Below are 15,115 nucleotides of genomic sequence, written 5' to 3'. Positions count from 1 at the left end.
TCGAGGCGACAATGACTTGGCTGGCATAAAGTACCCGCAACACACGCTGCATCGCCAGTCCCCGGCCCTGCGATTGCGCGGCACCTTCTGGCGGGGTGCAATGACCGCAACAGCCCAGAAACGCCCCTCACAGCGCCGATTCGAGACGCGTCCACTCCGCCTCGCTCCCCGCAAGGCCAAGGCGCAGCCAGTGGCGCGAATAAGGGAAGATGCGTGACCAGATACGGTGGCGTGCAAGACGCTCCTGCGCCGCCGCGGCATCGGGCGTGACATAGGTGCGGAAAAGCGGCGTACCCCCTACCAGCGACCAGCCCGCGCGGAGGCCAAGCGCATCGAGCCGGGCCGCGTCGCGGGCCAGGCGGGCTGTGGTTTCGGCTCGCCATGCGCTGTCCGTCAACGCCCGCAACGCCACCTCGATTGCGGGGCCGGAGATCGGCCACGGCCCGGCCATGGCGGCAAGCGTGCGAGCGATCTCGCCGGATGAGAGCGTGAAGCCGAGGCGCAGCCCAGCGAGCCCGTAGAACTTGCCGAAGGAGCGCAGGACGAGGATATTCTCCGGCCCCGCATGCAGGCGCGGGGCGAGCGACAGGGCAGGTTCGGGATCGGCAAAGCTTTCGTCGACCACGAGCAGGCCGACATGCGCCGCTAGGGCGGCAAGGCGGGCGGGGTCGTGGCGCGCACCGTCGGGGTTGTTGGGGGTGACGACAACGGCGCAATCTGCCCCGGCGAGGGCACCGAGATCCCGCACCTCGTCCACCGTCCAGCCACGGGCGCGCAGGGCGGCGGCGTGTTCGTTATAGGTAGGCGACAGCACCCGCGCGCGGCCCGGCGCGCTCAGATGCGGCACCGCCTGAATGGCCGCCTGCGCTCCGGCAAGCGGGGTGACATGCGCGCGCGTGCCATAGCAGGTGGCGGCGGCCTCGCGCAGGGCGGTCATGTCGGATGTGGTGGGTAACTCGACCACCGCATGCCGGGACAGCGGCGGCATGGGGTAGGGCACCGGGTTGATGCCCGTCGAAAGATCAATCCATTGCGCCCGGTCGCCGCCGAAACGGTGCATCGCGGCATCGAGATTGCCGCCGTGATCGCGAGGCGTATTGTCCATGCCGCCTTAGACCAGCCAAAGCCCCAGAAGCGCAAGCGCCATCAGCGTCATGGCGCGGGCATAGAGCGACAGGGCGCGGTGCATGTCATCAGCCTTGGGGTCGGGCGCGCCGGGGTTGAGCCACGGCTCGTCGGTGACGTGGGTGCCATAGATGCGCGGCCCCGAGAGGCGGATGCCGAGCGCACCGGCCATCGCGGCCTCAGGCCAGCCGGCATTGGGCGAGCGGTGGTGGCGAGCGTCACGGAGCATGATGCGCAGCGCGCGCGGGGCATGGCGCGGGGCGGTGAGGCCAAAGAGCAGCCCGGTCAGCCGCGCCGGGATCAGGTTGGCCAGATCGTCGAGCCGGGCGGCGAGTTTGCCGAACGCCTCGTATCGGTCATTGCGGTGGCCGATCATCGAATCGAGCGTGTTCACGGCCTTGTAGGCGGCAATGCCCGGCAGGCCCGCGACCGCGCCCCAGAAGACTGGGGCGACGATGCCGTCGCCGGTATTCTCGGCCAGGCTCTCTATACCAGCGCGGGCGACGCCTGCGGTGTCGAGCATGGCCGGGTCACGCCCCACGATCATCGCCACCGCGCGGCGCGCGGCCTCCAGATCGCCCTTGGCCAGCGGTGTGGCGACGGCGGCGACGTGATCGCGCATCGAGCGTAATGCAATGAGCGGCCAGGCCAGCAGCCCGCCGATCAGCCAGCCAATCGGGCCCTCGGGTAGCATCGCCTGTAGCACGAGCGCCGGAAGCGTGGCGGCGGCGATGGTGATCAGCGCGGTGAGTGCTCCCATACGCAAGCGTATGCTGTGCGTGCCGGTGTTGAGCCGCGCCTCGAGCGTCGCGATCAGGCGGCCAAGCCATGTCACCGGGTGGCCGATCCGGGCATAGAGACGATCCGGCCAGCCGAGCATCAGATCGAGCGCGAGCCCTGCCAGCATCATCGCCGCGAAACTCATGCCGGGCCCCCGGTGCGAAAGTGCGCCACGTCGCGCAGCCCGGCTTCGTGCAGCGCGGCACCGGCCCCGTCGGCCACCTTGCCGGGGGCAAAGATCAGCGCGCGGGCGGGGCCGGTATGGGCGCGGGCATATCCTAGGGCGCCCAGATCTCGCGCCAGATCGGGCATCGGGTCGGCAGGGCCGCGTTGCGCGGTGCAGCGGCGCGCGGATTCCGTGGCGATCCCGGCGATGGCGGCCAGATCGTCGCGCGCGGCGGCCTCGGACCAGACCTCGACCAGATCGGCGATGTCGGGAAAATTCTCATCGTCCGGATCGGTGCGCTCGGACTCGCCCCAGAAGCCGCCGACGATCTCGGCCTCGGGAAGGCCCGGCAGATTGCGCAGCACCTCCGCCCGGCGCGAGGCCCAGAGCAGGCGGTCAGGGGCGACGTGCATCAGCGGATCGCTTGCCCCTTCGACCGCGAGGCAGGCCCGGGCCAAGGCATCCGGCGCACCGGAATGGCCAAGCGCGCGGGCCGAGGCCACGAGACACGCGGTCGAGGCGCCTGCCCCCGCCCCAAGCGGCATGTCACAATCGAGCGCGGGCCAGTCGGGGGCATCGAGCCCAAGCGCGGCGGCGAAGATATCAAGCCGTGCGGCATCGAACAGAGCGGGCAGGCGCAGCCCTGTCCCGGGTGCGCGCGCCGCCAAGACCGGGCAAACAAGCGTGATCAGCGCGACCGGGCCATTGGGGCCAAGTCGTCCTTGGAGCCATTCGCCGAAATGGCCGATCACGGTGACGGGGACGCAGGGCATGCCGGTAAGGTCTCTTGTTGATGGGCGGGCCGATGCCGCTTTGTCATGGGGGGTGCAAAATGTCGAGCCGGGGCGCGTGGTTTCGGTTTGACATTCAAAAGTGACAACGTAATAACATTACATAAATAACAAACGAGGTTCCTCATGACCACCGCCGATCCGCGCCTGCCCGTCACCGTCCTGTCCGGTTTTCTTGGGGCGGGCAAGACGACACTGCTCAACCGCATGCTGAACAACCGCCAGGGCCGCCGCGTGGCGGTGATCGTCAATGACATGTCCGAGGTGAATATCGACGCCGATCTGGTACGTGCCGAAACCGAACTGAGCCGCACCGACGAGACGCTGGTCGAAATGTCGAATGGCTGCATCTGCTGCACGCTGCGCGACGATCTGCTGGCCGAGGTTCGCCGCCTCGCGGGGGAAGGACGGTTCGATTATCTGCTGATCGAATCGACCGGTATTTCCGAGCCGTTGCCCGTTGCCGCCACTTTCGAGTTTCGTGACGAGGCGGGCGAGAGCCTGGCGGATGTTGCGCGGCTCGACACGATGGTGACGGTGGTCGATGCGGTGAACCTGTTGCGCGATTTTTCTAGCCACGATTTCCTGCGCGACCGGGGCGAGAGTTTGGTCGGACCGGGGGGTGTCGTGGACGAGCGCACACTGGTGCATCTGCTGACCGATCAGATCGAGTTTGCCGATGTGGTGATCCTCAACAAGGTGAGCGACGCTGCCCCGCATCAGCGCGACGCCGCGCGCAAGATCATCCGCAGCCTGAATGCCGATGCGCGGGTCATCGAGACCGATCATTGCGCGGTGGCGGCGGATGCAATCCTTGCCACCGGGCTGTTCGATTTCGACAAGGCGCATGAGCATCCGATGTGGGCGAAAGAGCTCTACGGGTTCGCGGATCACGTGCCCGAGACCGAGGAATACGGTGTCGCCTCTTATACCTACCGGGCGCGCGCGCCGTTTCATCCGCAGGCGATCCATGACGTGCTGAATGGCCCTCTGCCCGGTGTGATCCGGGCTAAGGGGCATTTCTGGATCGCCACGCGGCCTGATTGGGTGGCCGAATTCTCGCTGGCGGGCAGCCTGTCGAGCGTGACACCCTTGGGCACATGGTGGGCGGCGGTGCCGCGCGAGCGCTGGCCGGATCAGGCGCAGGCGCAGGATTATCTGCGTGCGCATTGGCAGGAGCCATGGGGCGACCGGCGGCAGGAGATCGTCTTTATCGGGGCGGGCATCGACTGGGCCGCGCTGCGCGGCAGGTTGGACGCCGCGCTGATGCAGGGTGAGGGGGGTGAGGGTCTGCCCGATCCGTTCCCGCACTGGCAACGGGCGGAGGCGGCGGCATGACGCTGGCGCGTGAGATCCTGCACGGGCCGGCGGTCGGCGTGGGGGTGGCGGACTGTGCGGGGGATCTCGATGTGATCGCGCGGCCGGGCGTGGCTGCCGCGCTGTGGCGGCGGCGGGTCGATCCGGCCTGGCAGGCGTGGATCGACAGCCTTGCCGCCGCAAGGCTGCCGCACCTGCGGGTGATCCTGCGGCCCGACATGGTGCGGGATGCCGCGCGCGCCGCCTGCGCGGCGGCGGGATTGGGCGGGAGCGCGGCGCGCAACTGGCTGATCGAGGATATCGGCATGCTAGCGGATCACTTTGCCGGGCTGATGCGGGCGCGGTTCCTGCGGCTGCGGCTCGACGTGGTCGAGACCGATGCCTGCCGCCGGTTCCATATCGACGCGGTCTCCGCGCGGCTGATCTGCACCTATCGCGGCACCGGTACGCAATACGGTATCAGCGTTGATGGCGAGGTGCCGCGCCGGGTGTTCACCACGCCGACGGGCGCGCCGCTGGTGCTGCGCGGCACGCTTTGGCCGGGCGACCCACCCCCGGGGCTGCTGCATCGCTCGCCGCCCATCGAGGGACGCGGCGAGACGCGCCTCTTGCTGGTGCTTGATCCGCTGGATGACCCGGAGGAGGCGATATGAGCTACAGGAATACTGGGCGGACAAGCCTGCGCCACCGTCGCCGGAGCCTCGATCCGATGCGCGAGTTTGACCGCCTGCCACCCGTGCTGCGGGCTTGGCTGGTGCGGGCCTGTCTGCCCTGGGGGCCGCGCTCGGTGCTGCGCGCCTATCGTCGCGCCCTTGGTCAAACCGGGGATACAGCCCGGGCGCTGGAGGCGCTTGACGGGATCGAGGCGCGTCTGATCGCGCGGGATGCCGCACGGGTCTGGGGCAGGGCACATCCGGCGGCCGCGGGCCCCGGCTGAGGCGGTCTATGCTGTCAGACCCGCCATCTCGCAGATGATGCGCCATTCCTCCGCCGTCACCGGCTGCACCGACAGGCGCGCGTTGCGCACCAGCACCATCTCCGACAGGCGTGGGTTGGCCTTGATCATGTCGAGCGTGACAGGCACCTGCGCTGCCTCCAGCGCCTTGATGTCCACGCAGTCCCATCGCGGATCGTCGGTGGTGCTGTCGGGATGCGCCCCGGCGATCACCTCGACCGTGCCCACAACCGCCTTTTCCTTTTGCGAATGGTAGAAGAACCCGCGATCACCCACCACCATGTCGCGCATGAAATTGCGCGCCTGGTAGTTTCGTACGCCGTCCCATTCCTCACCTGCCTCGCCCTTGGCGACCTGATCGGACCAGCCCCAGACCGACGGTTCGGACTTGAACAGCCAATAGCGCATCAGATCACTTTTTTCCAAGGGATCAGTTCGACACCCGAAAACAGCTCGGCCTTGGCATAGGGGTCGTTATTGGCCCAGTTCTGCGCCGCCGCCATATCCTCGACATCGAGGATCACCAGCGAGCCGACCATCTCGCCCTCGTCATTCAGGAGCGGCCCGGCCTGGCTGACGACGCCGGTCTCCTTGAGATAGGCGATATGGGCGTCGCGGTTGTCGAGACGGGTTTGCAGGGCGCCGGGGCGGTCGCGGGCAATCAGGGCAATCAGCATCATTCTTCCTTCAATGGTCGTGAGAGGAGCATATCGACCGCTTGTGCCACACGCAATTCGCCGGTGACAAGAGCGGTGATGGCCTGGGTGACGGGCATGTCGAGGGCGAGCGCATCGGCGCGGCCGAGCACGGCGCGGGCGGTGGCGGCGCCTTCGACTGTGAGGGTGGCGTCGAAATCCTTGCCACGCCCGAGGCTCTGGCCGTAGCGGTAGTTGCGCGACTGCTCGCTGGTGCAGGTGAGCACCAGATCGCCAAAGCCCGACAGCCCCGCCAGCGTATCGGGTCGCGCGCCTAGGGCATGGGCAAACCGGTGCATCTCGGCGAAACCACGGGTCATCAGGGCCGCGCGCGCGCTCTCGCCCAACCCCGCGCCCATCACCGCGCCGCAGCCGATGGCGATCACGTTCTTGAGCGCGCCACCCAGTTCCGCGCCGGTGGTGTCGGTGGTGCGGTAGAGGCGCAGGGTGGGGGTGGTGAGGCTGGATTGCAGAGCGGCGCCAGTCGCCGCATCGGCGCAGGCCAGCGTCAGCGCCGTGGGCAGGCCGAGCGCGATATCGCGCGCGAAACTGGGGCCGGTGAGAATGGCCGGGATCGCGTCCGGGCAGGTTTGCGCGATAAGGCCGGTGGGGCCAAGCCCGGTGGCAAGGTCCATGCCCTTGCAGCAGGCGACAAGGGCGTGGTGCCCGAGTGCGGCGTGATGCGCCGTCAGAAACCCGCCCAGCGTCTGCATCGGCATAGCCAGCAAGCAGAGGCGGGCACCCTTGGGCAGGCTTCCCGAGATCACGGTAATCGCTTCGGGCAGGGGGACATCGGGCAGGCGGCGCGCGTTGACGCGGCGTGCCTGCATTTCGGCCGCGTGATCGGCATCGCGCGCCCACAGGGTAACGGGGCCGTTTTGCGCCAATGTCACGGCCAGCGCGGTGCCGAACGCGCCCGCGCCACAAATCAGCGTCATGCCTTGGCCCCCTTCTTGCCGCTGCCCAGCATCGCCGGGCTGTCCTGATCCAGCGGCCAGCGGGGCCGGGCGGCGAGGCTCATGTCGTCGCGATGGCCCTGCGCGTAGAGTTCCGCCCCCGCATAGGCGATCATCGCCGCGTTGTCGGTGCAAAGCGCGAGGGGCGGGGCGAGAAACCGCGCGCCGGCCTGTGCCGCCACGTCTTTGAGCGCCGCGCGGATGGGGCCGTTGGCGGCGACGCCTCCGGCCACGGCGATGAGCGGCGCTGTGGGATTTCCGGCCATGTAGAGGGCGAGGGCGCGGCGGGTTTTCTCGGCCAGCACATCGCAGACCGCCGCCTGAAACCCGGCGCAAAGATCGGCGCGGTCCTGCCGGGTCAGCCCGGAGTTCTCGGACACGAGTGTGTCGCGGGCACGCAGCAGCGCGGTTTTCAAACCGGAAAAGGACATGTCGCAGCCGGGCCGGTCCAGCAGCGGACGGGGAAAGCGCAGTCGGCTCGCGTCTCCCGTCGCCGCCTCTCGCTCCACGCTCGGCCCGCCCGGTTGCGGCAGGCCAAGCAGGCGCGCGGTCTTGTCGAACGCTTCGCCCGGCGCGTCGTCGATGGTGCCGCCGAGGCGGGTGAAATCATCCGGGCCGCGCACGACCAGGAACTGACAATGCCCGCCCGAGACCAGCAGCATGAGATAGGGATAGGCCACCTGATCCGTCAGGCGCGGGGTCAGCGCATGCCCGGCCAAATGGTTGACGCCGATAAGGGGCAGGCCTGCTCCGGCAGCGATCCCCTTGGCGCACATCACCCCGGCGATCACCCCGCCGATCAGGCCCGGCCCGGCGGTGACGGCGACGGCATCGACCTGTCCAAGCCCGAGCCCCGCCTGCGTCAGCGCCTCGCACACGCAGGTATCGAGCTTTTCGGCATGCGCCCGCGCCGCGATTTCCGGCACGACGCCGCCGAAATCGGCGTGCAGCAGGGCCTGCCCGTGGACAACCGAAGCGAGAATGCCCGGGGTGCCATCAGCGGAGATACGCAAAAGCGCGGCTGCGGTATCGTCGCAGCTACTCTCAAGTCCAAGAAAGATCAGCGGCTTGCTCATCGCGCCCATGCGTTGCGTGACAGGTGCAAGGCAGGTAACACCGAATGAGGCAGGCAACAACTCTGGATGATCCATGCCCGTGACGATCCTCATCACCCGGCCCGAGCCGGAGGCGGGCCGCTTCGCTGCGCGGCTGAGGGCGGTGTGCGGACCGCAGACAGAGATTCTCTGCGCCCCGGTCATGCGAATCGCTTGGCGCGGGACACTGCCACCCCTGCGCGGCGACGAGGTGCTGATCTTCACCTCGCGGCATGGCGTGGGCGGGTTCTGCGCGCTGACAGCGCGGCGCGGTTTCACCTGCTACTGCGTGGGCGAGGCCACGGCACAGGCGGCGCGCGCGCAGGGATTGATGGCGATCGCCTGCGGCGGCGACGCTGCGGCACTGCTAGACCGGATTGCAACGGACGGTGCCACCGGGCCGTTCCTGCACCTGCGCGGGGCGCATGTGGCCGCCGATATCACTGGCGCGTTGCAGGCGGCGGGCCATGAGGCGCAAGAGACCGTGGTCTATGATCAGCAGCCGCAGGACATGGGCGAGGCCGCGCGGCGCGTTCTCGCCGGGGAGGGGGCGGTGATCCTTCCCCTGATGTCACCGCGCAGCGCACGGCTAGCCTTCAGTCAGGTGAGCGACATCCATGCGCCCCTCTTCGTCGCGGCGATCAGCCGCAATACGGCAAAGGCGGTGCCGGAGGGGGCCGCGCAGAAAATGAGCATTGCGCAACGCCCCGATGCAGAGGCCGTGGCCGATGCGGTGCACGATCTGGTGAAAGAGGCCAAGCGGCTTGAGGGTGGAAAACGGGCACAGTAAGGTCAGGTTGACAGCTTGGCGTGGTGAGATTCGAGAAGGTGGCGAGACGTGGCAAGAAAAAAGACCCCTGAGACGCACAAGACCGAGATGCAGGATAAGGCGGCGGAGGACACGCCCTCTCCCGAAACCGAGCTACCGCCCTCCGAAAAACCTGCGAGCGATACCGCCGAGGATACGCCCGAGGCCGAAACCCCGGAGCCCCCGTTTGACGCCGATGGGGCGCAGGAAACGCCAGACTCCGAAGAAGAGCCGCGCGAGCCGGAGACAGCGCCGGGCTCGGAGACAGTTTCGGGGTCGGAGAGCGCGGATAGCACGGACGAGGCCGCGACCGACGACGCCACACCCGAGCAAGCGACCGCTGACGAGAGGATGACCTTGGCCGAAGACGATGATCCGATGGCAGAGGTCGCGACCGTAGCCGAGGCCGAAGAGGCGCAGACCGGTCAGCAGACCGGCGAGGCCGAGACATCTGCCCCGACCCCGGTGACGAAAACCGAACAGGTCACGATCCGGCAGGGCGGGTTCTGGTCGATGCTCCTTGGCGGGGTTGTGGCCGCGGGCATCGGGGTGATCGCCGCGCCCTATGTCCTGCCCGACCATCCGCTGCGTCCGGTCGAAGACAGCGTTGATACGGATGCGTTGCAGGATCGCATCGCCGCGCAGGAAACCGCGCTGGGCGATTTGCGCTCCACGGTCGAGGGTATCGAGCCCGCGTCTGAAGCCGCCCCCGACCTGAGCGGTGAACTGGGTGAACTACGAGACACGCTGACCGATCTTGCCGAGCAGGTAAGCTCCATTGAAAGCCGCGTTTCCGAGTTGGAAGATCGCCCGACCCCCGAGGCCGGCGGCAGCGATGGAACGGCGGAGCAGATCGAGGAATTGAGCGCGGCACTGAGCGCACAGCGCGCCGAGATCGACGCCCTCAAAGGCGAGGCCGAAGCAGAAAAGGCCGCCGCGCGCGATAGCGCGCGTGCCACCTTGCAGCGCGCCGCATTGACCCGGGTGATGACCGCGCTCGACAGCGGCGATGAGTTCACTGTCGCGCTTGCCGATCTGCGCGACACCGGGGCCGAGGTGCCCTCCGCGCTGTCGGATGTGGCCGAGAGCGGCGTGCCGACGCGGGCTGAACTGACCGAGCGTTTCCCCGAGGCGGCGCGCGCGGCGCTCGCGGCGGTGCGCAGCGCCGATGGCGGGGCCGCGTCGAGTGTCGGTGGATTTTTCAAGAGCCAGCTCGGCATCCGCTCGCTGGAGCCGCGAGAGGGCGATGACCCGGATGCGGTTCTGTCACGCGTCGAGGCGGCGCTGCGGGACGGGCGGCTAGGCGATGCGCTGGCCGAGATCGAGACTTTGCCCGAGGGCGCGCGCGCCGAACTGAGCGATTGGGCCGCAGAGGCCGAACGCCGCAGAGCGGCGCTGTCGGCCGCCAATACGCTCTCCGGCACGTTGAATTGAGTTAGAAAAGGCGATCCATATGCTTTGGTCGATTATCAAGATAGCCGTTTTCATCGCCCTGGTGGCCGCCTTGGCGTTCGGCGCAAGCTTTCTGCTGGAGCTTGAGGGCGGGGTGCGCGTCGTCATGGCCGGGGTTGAGATCAACCTGACGCCGATCAAGGCGGTAATCGCGCTGGTCATACTGGTGCTGGCGATCTGGGCGCTGATGAAGCTGGCGGCGATGCTGGTCGCGGTGTTGCGCTTCATCAACGGGGATGAGACCGCGCTGTCGCGCTTTTTCGACCGCAACCGGCAGGAAAAGGGATATCGCGCGCTGAGCGAAGGGATTCTGGCGCTGGCCTCGGGCGAAGGCGATGTGGCGATGGCCAAGGCCGCCAAGGCCGAGGGCTATCTGCGCAAGCCCGCGCTCACTGACCTGATCAGCGCGCAGGCCGCCGAGATGGCGGGCGACACAGCCAAGGCCGAGAAGGTTTACAAGCGGCTGCTGACCAATGAGAAAACGCGCTTTGTCGGGGTGCGCGGTATCCTGCGCAAACGGCTCGAAGAGGGCGACACCGAGACGGCGATGAAACTGGCAAAGACTGCTTTTGCCCTCAAGCCGCGTCATGCCGAGATGCAGGACACGCTGTTGCAGTTGCAGGCCGGATCGGGCGACTGGAAAGGCGCGCGTGCCACGCTCAATGCCAAGCTGAAATACGGCAATCTGCCGCGTGACGTTCATAAACGGCGCGACGCCGTGCTGGCCCTCTCGGAGGCGCGCGACGTGCTGGACGAGGGCAAGAGCATCGAGGCGCGCGAGGCCGCGATCGAGGCCAACAAGCTCTCGCCCGACCTGATCCCGGCGGCGGTGCTGGCGGCGCGCGGCTATGTCGAGCAGGACAAGAAGCGCAATGCCGTGCGGGTGATCAACAAGGCGTGGCTGGTGCGCCCGCATCCCGATCTCGCCGCCGCCTTTGCCGCCATCGAGCCGGGCGAAAGCCCCGCACAGCGGCTCAAGCGGTTCGGCAAGCTGTTGAAGGTGCATCCCGACAATCGCGAGACTCGGCTGCTCGAGGCGGAGCTGAACCTTGCCGCCGAGGATTTCCCGGCAGCGCGGCGGGCGCTTGGCGATCTGGCCGAAGTTGAACCGGATGCCCGCGCGCTCACCATCATGGCCGCCATTGAGCGTGGCGAGGGCGCGCCCGACGCAGTGGTTAAAGGCTGGCTCGCGCGCGCGCTCAGCGCGCCGCGAGGTCCGCAATGGGTGTGCGACAAGTGTCAGCATATTCATGCCGAATGGGTTCCCTCCTGCGAGAATTGCGGCAGCTTCGACACGCTCAGTTGGCGCGCACCGCCTAATTCGCCGATGGCCACGCCCACCGGGCTGGAGATGCTGCCGCTGATCGTCGGTGCGGTGGAGGACGGGCGCCAGGACGAGGAGGGCGGGGACGTGGTCGAGGCCGAGGTGGTTGAAGACGGCGAGACGTCAGAGAGTTCGCCCAAAGAAGACGCCAAGAGCTGACGCGCCTCGCGCCTGCCTCACACATGCCGGAGACCCCGATGTCACAGCTACACTTCGCCGATAACCTGTCGCGCCTTGGCACCGAGTCGGCCTTTACCGTGCTGGCCCGCGCGCAGGCGCTGGCCGCGCAGGGCCATGACATCATCAATCTCGGCATCGGCCAGCCCGATTTCCAGACCCCGCCGCATATCGTCGAGGCCGGGATCAAGGCGCTGCGCGACGGCCATCACGGCTATACACCCGCCAACGGCATCCCCGCCCTGCGCGAGGCGGTGGCCGCCGACCTGCACGCCCGCCACGGGGCCGAGGTGAACCCCGAAAACGTCGTGGTGGTGCCCGGCGGCAAGCCGACGATGTTCTTTGCCGTGCTGATGTTCGGCGAACCGGGGGCGGAGATCATGTATCCCGATCCCGGCTTTCCGATCTACGAATCGGTCATCCGCTATTCCGGGGCGACTCCGGTGCCGATCGCCCTGCGCGAGGAAAACGGCTTTGCCTTCGACGCAGAAACCGTGCTGGCGCAGATCACGCCCCGCACCCGCCTGATCATCATCAACAGCCCCGCCAACCCCACCGGTGGCGTCACCCCGCGCGCAGAGGTCGACAAGTTCGTGGCCGGTCTGGCCGATCATCCCCAGGTGGCGGTGCTCTCCGACGAGATCTACAGCCGCATGCTCTACGGTGGGCGCGAGCATGTGAGCCTGCTGCAATATCCCGAGATCCGCGACCGGCTGATCATGCTCGATGGCTGGTCCAAGACCTATGCGATGACCGGCTGGCGGCTGGGCTACGCCGTCTGGCCCGACGCGGCGGTGGCACACGCCACGCGGCTCTGCATCAACGATCATTCCTGCGTCAATGCCGCCTCGCAATATGCCGGGCTCGCGGCGCTGACCGGACCGCAGGACGCGGTGGACGAGATGATGCGGCATTTCGATACACGGCGTCAGCTGATCGTCGAGGCGTTGAACAGCCTGCCGGGCCTGCGCTGCACCGATCCGGGTGGCGCGTTCTATGCGTTCCCGAATATCGAAGGCACGGGGATGAGTTCCGCGCAGGCGCAGGACCGCTTTCTTGACGAGGCCGGGGTGGCGACTGTGGCAGGTACATCCTTTGGCCGCCACGGAGAGGGTTATCTGCGGTTTTCCTACGCCAATTCCGCGGAGAATATCGAGGCGGCAATCGAGCGCATTCGCGCCATTCTCTGAGCTGGGCTGCCTGATTCCGCAGGGTCGGCTCGTTCGTGCCGTCAGATTTGGTATACCAAACCTTGACCGCGTGGCGGGATTGCGCGACGTTTGCCGCAGACCCGCCCCCGTTCTGGAGAAATGCCCGTGCAAACCGTCTGCCTCTCACCCGAAGATAATGTCGAGACCGCCGCCGTATCGCTCTTGCCCGGTGCGGCAGGGGCGGTGGAGGCGATCCCGCGCGGTCACAAGATCGCCGTGCAGGATATCGCCAAGGGAGAGGCGGTGCGCAAATACGCGCAGGTGATCGGCTATGCCGCCTGCGACATCGCGGCGGGAAGCCATGTGCACACCCACAACCTGGAATTTCGCAATGTAGATGCGGCCTATGAGTTTTCGACCAACCTGAGGCCCGCCGCCAAACCGGACAAGACCGACACCTTCATGGGCTATCGCCGGACCACCGGCCGCGTCGGCACGCGCAACTATATCGCGGTGCTGACCTCGGTGAACTGTTCGGCCACGGCCGCCCGTCAGATCGCCGCGCATTTCACGCCCGAGCGGCTGGCGGCCTATCCCAATGTGGATGGCGTGGTGGCCTTTGTGCATGGCACGGGCTGCGCCATGGGTGGCGATGGCGAGGGGTTTGCCGCGCTGCAACGGGTGCTTTGGGGCTATGCGCGCAATCCCAACGTGGGCGGCGTGCTGCTGGCCGGGCTGGGCTGCGAGATGATGCAGATCGACTGGCTGATCGAAGCCTACGGGCTGACGCCCGGCCCGACATTCCAGACGATGAACATACAGGATGTGGGCGGGCTGCGGCGTTCGGTGGAACTGGGCATCTCGAAGATCGAGACGATGCTGCCGGAGGTCGACGCGGCAAGGCGCGAGGCTTGCCCGGCATCGGAGCTGATGGTGGCGCTGCAATGCGGCGGCTCGGATGCCTGGTCGGGGATTACCGCCAATCCTGCCGTGGGCCATGCCTGCGATCTGCTGGTGGCGCAGGGCGGCACCGGGGTGCTGGCCGAGACGCCCGAAATCTACGGGGCGGAGCATCTTCTGACCGCGCGAGCCGTGACCCGCGAGATCGGAGAAAAGCTGATCGGGCTTATCCGCTGGTGGGAAGATTACACCGCACGCAATCGCGGCTCGATGGACAACAACCCCTCGCCGGGCAACAAGGCCGGGGGGCTGACCACCATTCTGGAAAAATCGCTTGGGGCGGCGGCCAAGGGGGGAACGACCCCGCTGATGGGGGTCTACAACTATGCCGAGCCGGTGACGGCCAAGGGTTTCACCTTCATGGACAGCCCCGGCTACGATCCAGCCTCGGTCACCGGGCAGATCGCTTCGGGCTGTCAGCTCGTCTGTTTCACCACCGGGCGCGGATCGGCCTTTGGTGCCAAGCCCTCGCCCTCGATGAAGGTCGCCACCAATTCCGAGATGTACGCCCGGCTGTCGGAGGATATGGACGTCAACGCGGGCGTGATCCTGTCGGATGGCCGCTCGGTCGAGGAGGTCGGGCGCGAGATCTACGCGATGTGGCTGCGCATGGCCTCGGGCGAGCGGACCAAATCCGAGGCGCAGGGGTTGGGCGATGACGAGTTCGTGCCGTGGCAGATCGGGGCGGTGATGTAGCGCAGACGGGCGGCCGCTCAGACGGCCAGCGCCTCGATCTCGCGGGCGATATCATCGGCAAGGCGTTGTGTGTTCTCGCCTGCATCGCTGCGTTGTGCATAGGCGCGCAGGCCAAAGATCGAGACCTGCAACCGCGCCGCCAATCGCTCCGGGTTCGAACCGGGGGGGATCTCGCCCGCGCGTCGCGCGTCGCGGAACGCATCGGCAAAACCGGCCTCGACCTCGCGCATCATGCGCTCGACCGTGCGGCGCAACACCGGATCGTCATCGGGTGTCTCCAACAGGGTCTTGACCATCATGCAGGCGCGCGATGGCGGATTGCCGGACATCAGGCGGCCAATCATTCGCACATGCGCGGCCAGCCCCGCGATCGGCGACTGCGCCTTGGCCAGCGTTTCGGCGAGGTTCCTTTGACCGTTAATGGCATAGCGGTCGAGTGCTGCGCAAAATAGCGCCTCCTTGGAGCCAAAGGCGGTATAGATCGAGCCCGGGCGCATGTCGAGAACCCGCTCGAGATCCTTGAGCGAGGTGGAGTGATAGCCGCGCGCCCAGAACAGCTCCATTGCCGACTGCAACACCGTGTCCCGGTCATAGCCGGTCGTTCTGCCCATGCCTGACACCTCGATCTCGATTGAGTGATCGCTCAAGAATTATCTTGTATACTGGTT

16 protein-coding genes are annotated in these 15,115 nt (G+C 67.4%); 8 read left to right on the top strand and 8 right to left on the bottom strand.

Annotated features, from left to right (window positions below):
- Positions 1-127: 127 nt before the first annotated feature.
- Genes cobD through BHD06_RS08230 form a run of 3 tightly spaced genes read right to left on the bottom strand, consistent with a single transcriptional unit; the run spans position 128 to position 2,844 of the window.
- Complete coding sequence (gene cobD, locus BHD06_RS08240) at positions 128-1,105, bottom strand: threonine-phosphate decarboxylase CobD (RefSeq protein WP_080456503.1); 978 nt, start codon at positions 1,103-1,105, stop codon at positions 128-130.
- Between the two features lie 6 nt (positions 1,106-1,111).
- On the bottom strand, positions 1,112-2,050 hold the full coding sequence (cbiB, locus tag BHD06_RS08235) for an adenosylcobinamide-phosphate synthase CbiB (RefSeq protein ID WP_080456502.1): 939 nt from the start codon (positions 2,048-2,050) through the stop codon (positions 1,112-1,114).
- Positions 2,047-2,844, bottom strand: a complete 798-nt coding sequence (locus tag BHD06_RS08230) for a hypothetical protein (RefSeq protein ID WP_080456501.1) — start codon at positions 2,842-2,844, stop codon at positions 2,047-2,049. The genes cbiB and BHD06_RS08230 overlap by 4 nt, the downstream gene beginning before the upstream one ends.
- Positions 2,845-2,988: 144 nt before the next feature.
- On the opposite strand from BHD06_RS08230, the gene BHD06_RS08225 reads away from it, so the two are divergent.
- From BHD06_RS08225 to BHD06_RS08215, 3 genes are read left to right on the top strand one after another with little or no spacing between them, the layout of a single operon-like run.
- Positions 2,989-4,200 (top strand): GTP-binding protein, encoded by a 1,212-nt coding sequence (locus BHD06_RS08225; RefSeq protein ID WP_080456500.1) that lies wholly within the window; start codon positions 2,989-2,991, stop codon positions 4,198-4,200.
- The gene (locus tag BHD06_RS08220) at positions 4,197-4,832 is read left to right on the top strand and encodes a DUF1826 domain-containing protein (protein ID WP_080456499.1); all 636 of its coding nucleotides are present in this window, start codon (positions 4,197-4,199) and stop codon (positions 4,830-4,832) included. The genes BHD06_RS08225 and BHD06_RS08220 overlap by 4 nt, the downstream gene beginning before the upstream one ends.
- Positions 4,829-5,116, top strand: coding sequence for a DUF6525 family protein (locus BHD06_RS08215; RefSeq protein WP_080456498.1), 288 nt, complete (start codon positions 4,829-4,831; stop codon positions 5,114-5,116). Before BHD06_RS08220 ends, BHD06_RS08215 begins: the two co-directional genes overlap by 4 nt.
- 6 nt (positions 5,117-5,122) lie before the next feature.
- Here the strand turns inward: BHD06_RS08215 and BHD06_RS08210 are convergent, their stop codons facing one another.
- From BHD06_RS08210 to tsaD, 4 genes are read right to left on the bottom strand one after another with little or no spacing between them, the layout of a single operon-like run.
- Positions 5,123-5,542, bottom strand: a complete 420-nt coding sequence (locus BHD06_RS08210; RefSeq protein WP_080456497.1) for an EVE domain-containing protein — start codon at positions 5,540-5,542, stop codon at positions 5,123-5,125.
- The gene (locus tag BHD06_RS08205) at positions 5,542-5,811 is read right to left on the bottom strand and encodes a YciI family protein (protein ID WP_080456547.1); all 270 of its coding nucleotides are present in this window, start codon (positions 5,809-5,811) and stop codon (positions 5,542-5,544) included. The genes BHD06_RS08210 and BHD06_RS08205 overlap by 1 nt, the downstream gene beginning before the upstream one ends.
- Complete coding sequence (locus tag BHD06_RS08200; RefSeq protein WP_080456496.1) at positions 5,811-6,767, bottom strand: NAD(P)H-dependent glycerol-3-phosphate dehydrogenase; 957 nt, start codon at positions 6,765-6,767, stop codon at positions 5,811-5,813. The genes BHD06_RS08205 and BHD06_RS08200 overlap by 1 nt, the downstream gene beginning before the upstream one ends.
- Positions 6,764-7,861: a tRNA (adenosine(37)-N6)-threonylcarbamoyltransferase complex transferase subunit TsaD gene (gene tsaD / locus BHD06_RS08195; protein ID WP_080456546.1), complete on the bottom strand. Its 1,098-nt coding sequence runs from the start codon at positions 7,859-7,861 to the stop codon at positions 6,764-6,766. The genes BHD06_RS08200 and tsaD overlap by 4 nt, the downstream gene beginning before the upstream one ends.
- Positions 7,862-7,934: 73 nt before the next feature.
- On the opposite strand from tsaD, the gene BHD06_RS08190 reads away from it, so the two are divergent.
- The 5 genes from BHD06_RS08190 to BHD06_RS08170 all read left to right on the top strand — a co-directional run bounded on the left by BHD06_RS08190 (position 7,935) and on the right by BHD06_RS08170 (position 14,447).
- A complete protein-coding gene (locus BHD06_RS08190) occupies positions 7,935-8,669 on the top strand; it encodes a uroporphyrinogen-III synthase (protein WP_080456495.1) in 735 nt (244 codons plus the stop codon).
- Positions 8,670-8,717: 48 nt separating this feature from the next.
- A complete protein-coding gene (locus BHD06_RS08185) occupies positions 8,718-10,121 on the top strand; it encodes a mitofilin family membrane protein (protein ID WP_254892347.1) in 1,404 nt (467 codons plus the stop codon).
- A gap of 19 nt (positions 10,122-10,140) precedes the next feature.
- On the top strand, positions 10,141-11,622 hold the full coding sequence (locus tag BHD06_RS08180; RefSeq protein ID WP_080456494.1) for a heme biosynthesis protein HemY: 1,482 nt from the start codon (positions 10,141-10,143) through the stop codon (positions 11,620-11,622).
- A gap of 38 nt (positions 11,623-11,660) precedes the next feature.
- Positions 11,661-12,830 carry a pyridoxal phosphate-dependent aminotransferase gene (locus BHD06_RS08175; protein ID WP_080456493.1) on the top strand — a complete coding sequence of 390 codons (1,170 nt, stop codon included), beginning with the start codon at positions 11,661-11,663 and terminating at the stop codon, positions 12,828-12,830.
- Positions 12,831-12,950: 120 nt separating this feature from the next.
- Positions 12,951-14,447 carry a UxaA family hydrolase gene (locus tag BHD06_RS08170; protein ID WP_376764845.1) on the top strand — a complete coding sequence of 499 codons (1,497 nt, stop codon included), beginning with the start codon at positions 12,951-12,953 and terminating at the stop codon, positions 14,445-14,447.
- Positions 14,448-14,464: 17 nt separating this feature from the next.
- Here the strand turns inward: BHD06_RS08170 and BHD06_RS08165 are convergent, their stop codons facing one another.
- Positions 14,465-15,094, bottom strand: a complete 630-nt coding sequence (locus BHD06_RS08165) for a TetR/AcrR family transcriptional regulator (RefSeq protein WP_139784666.1) — start codon at positions 15,092-15,094, stop codon at positions 14,465-14,467.
- Between the last annotated feature and the right edge of the window lie 21 nt (positions 15,095-15,115).

The sequence above is a fragment of the Roseovarius sp. A-2 genome (assembly GCF_002072155.1).
Classification (GTDB): domain Bacteria; phylum Pseudomonadota; class Alphaproteobacteria; order Rhodobacterales; family Rhodobacteraceae; genus Roseovarius.
This window is presented reverse-complemented; position numbering and strand designations above follow the sequence as displayed.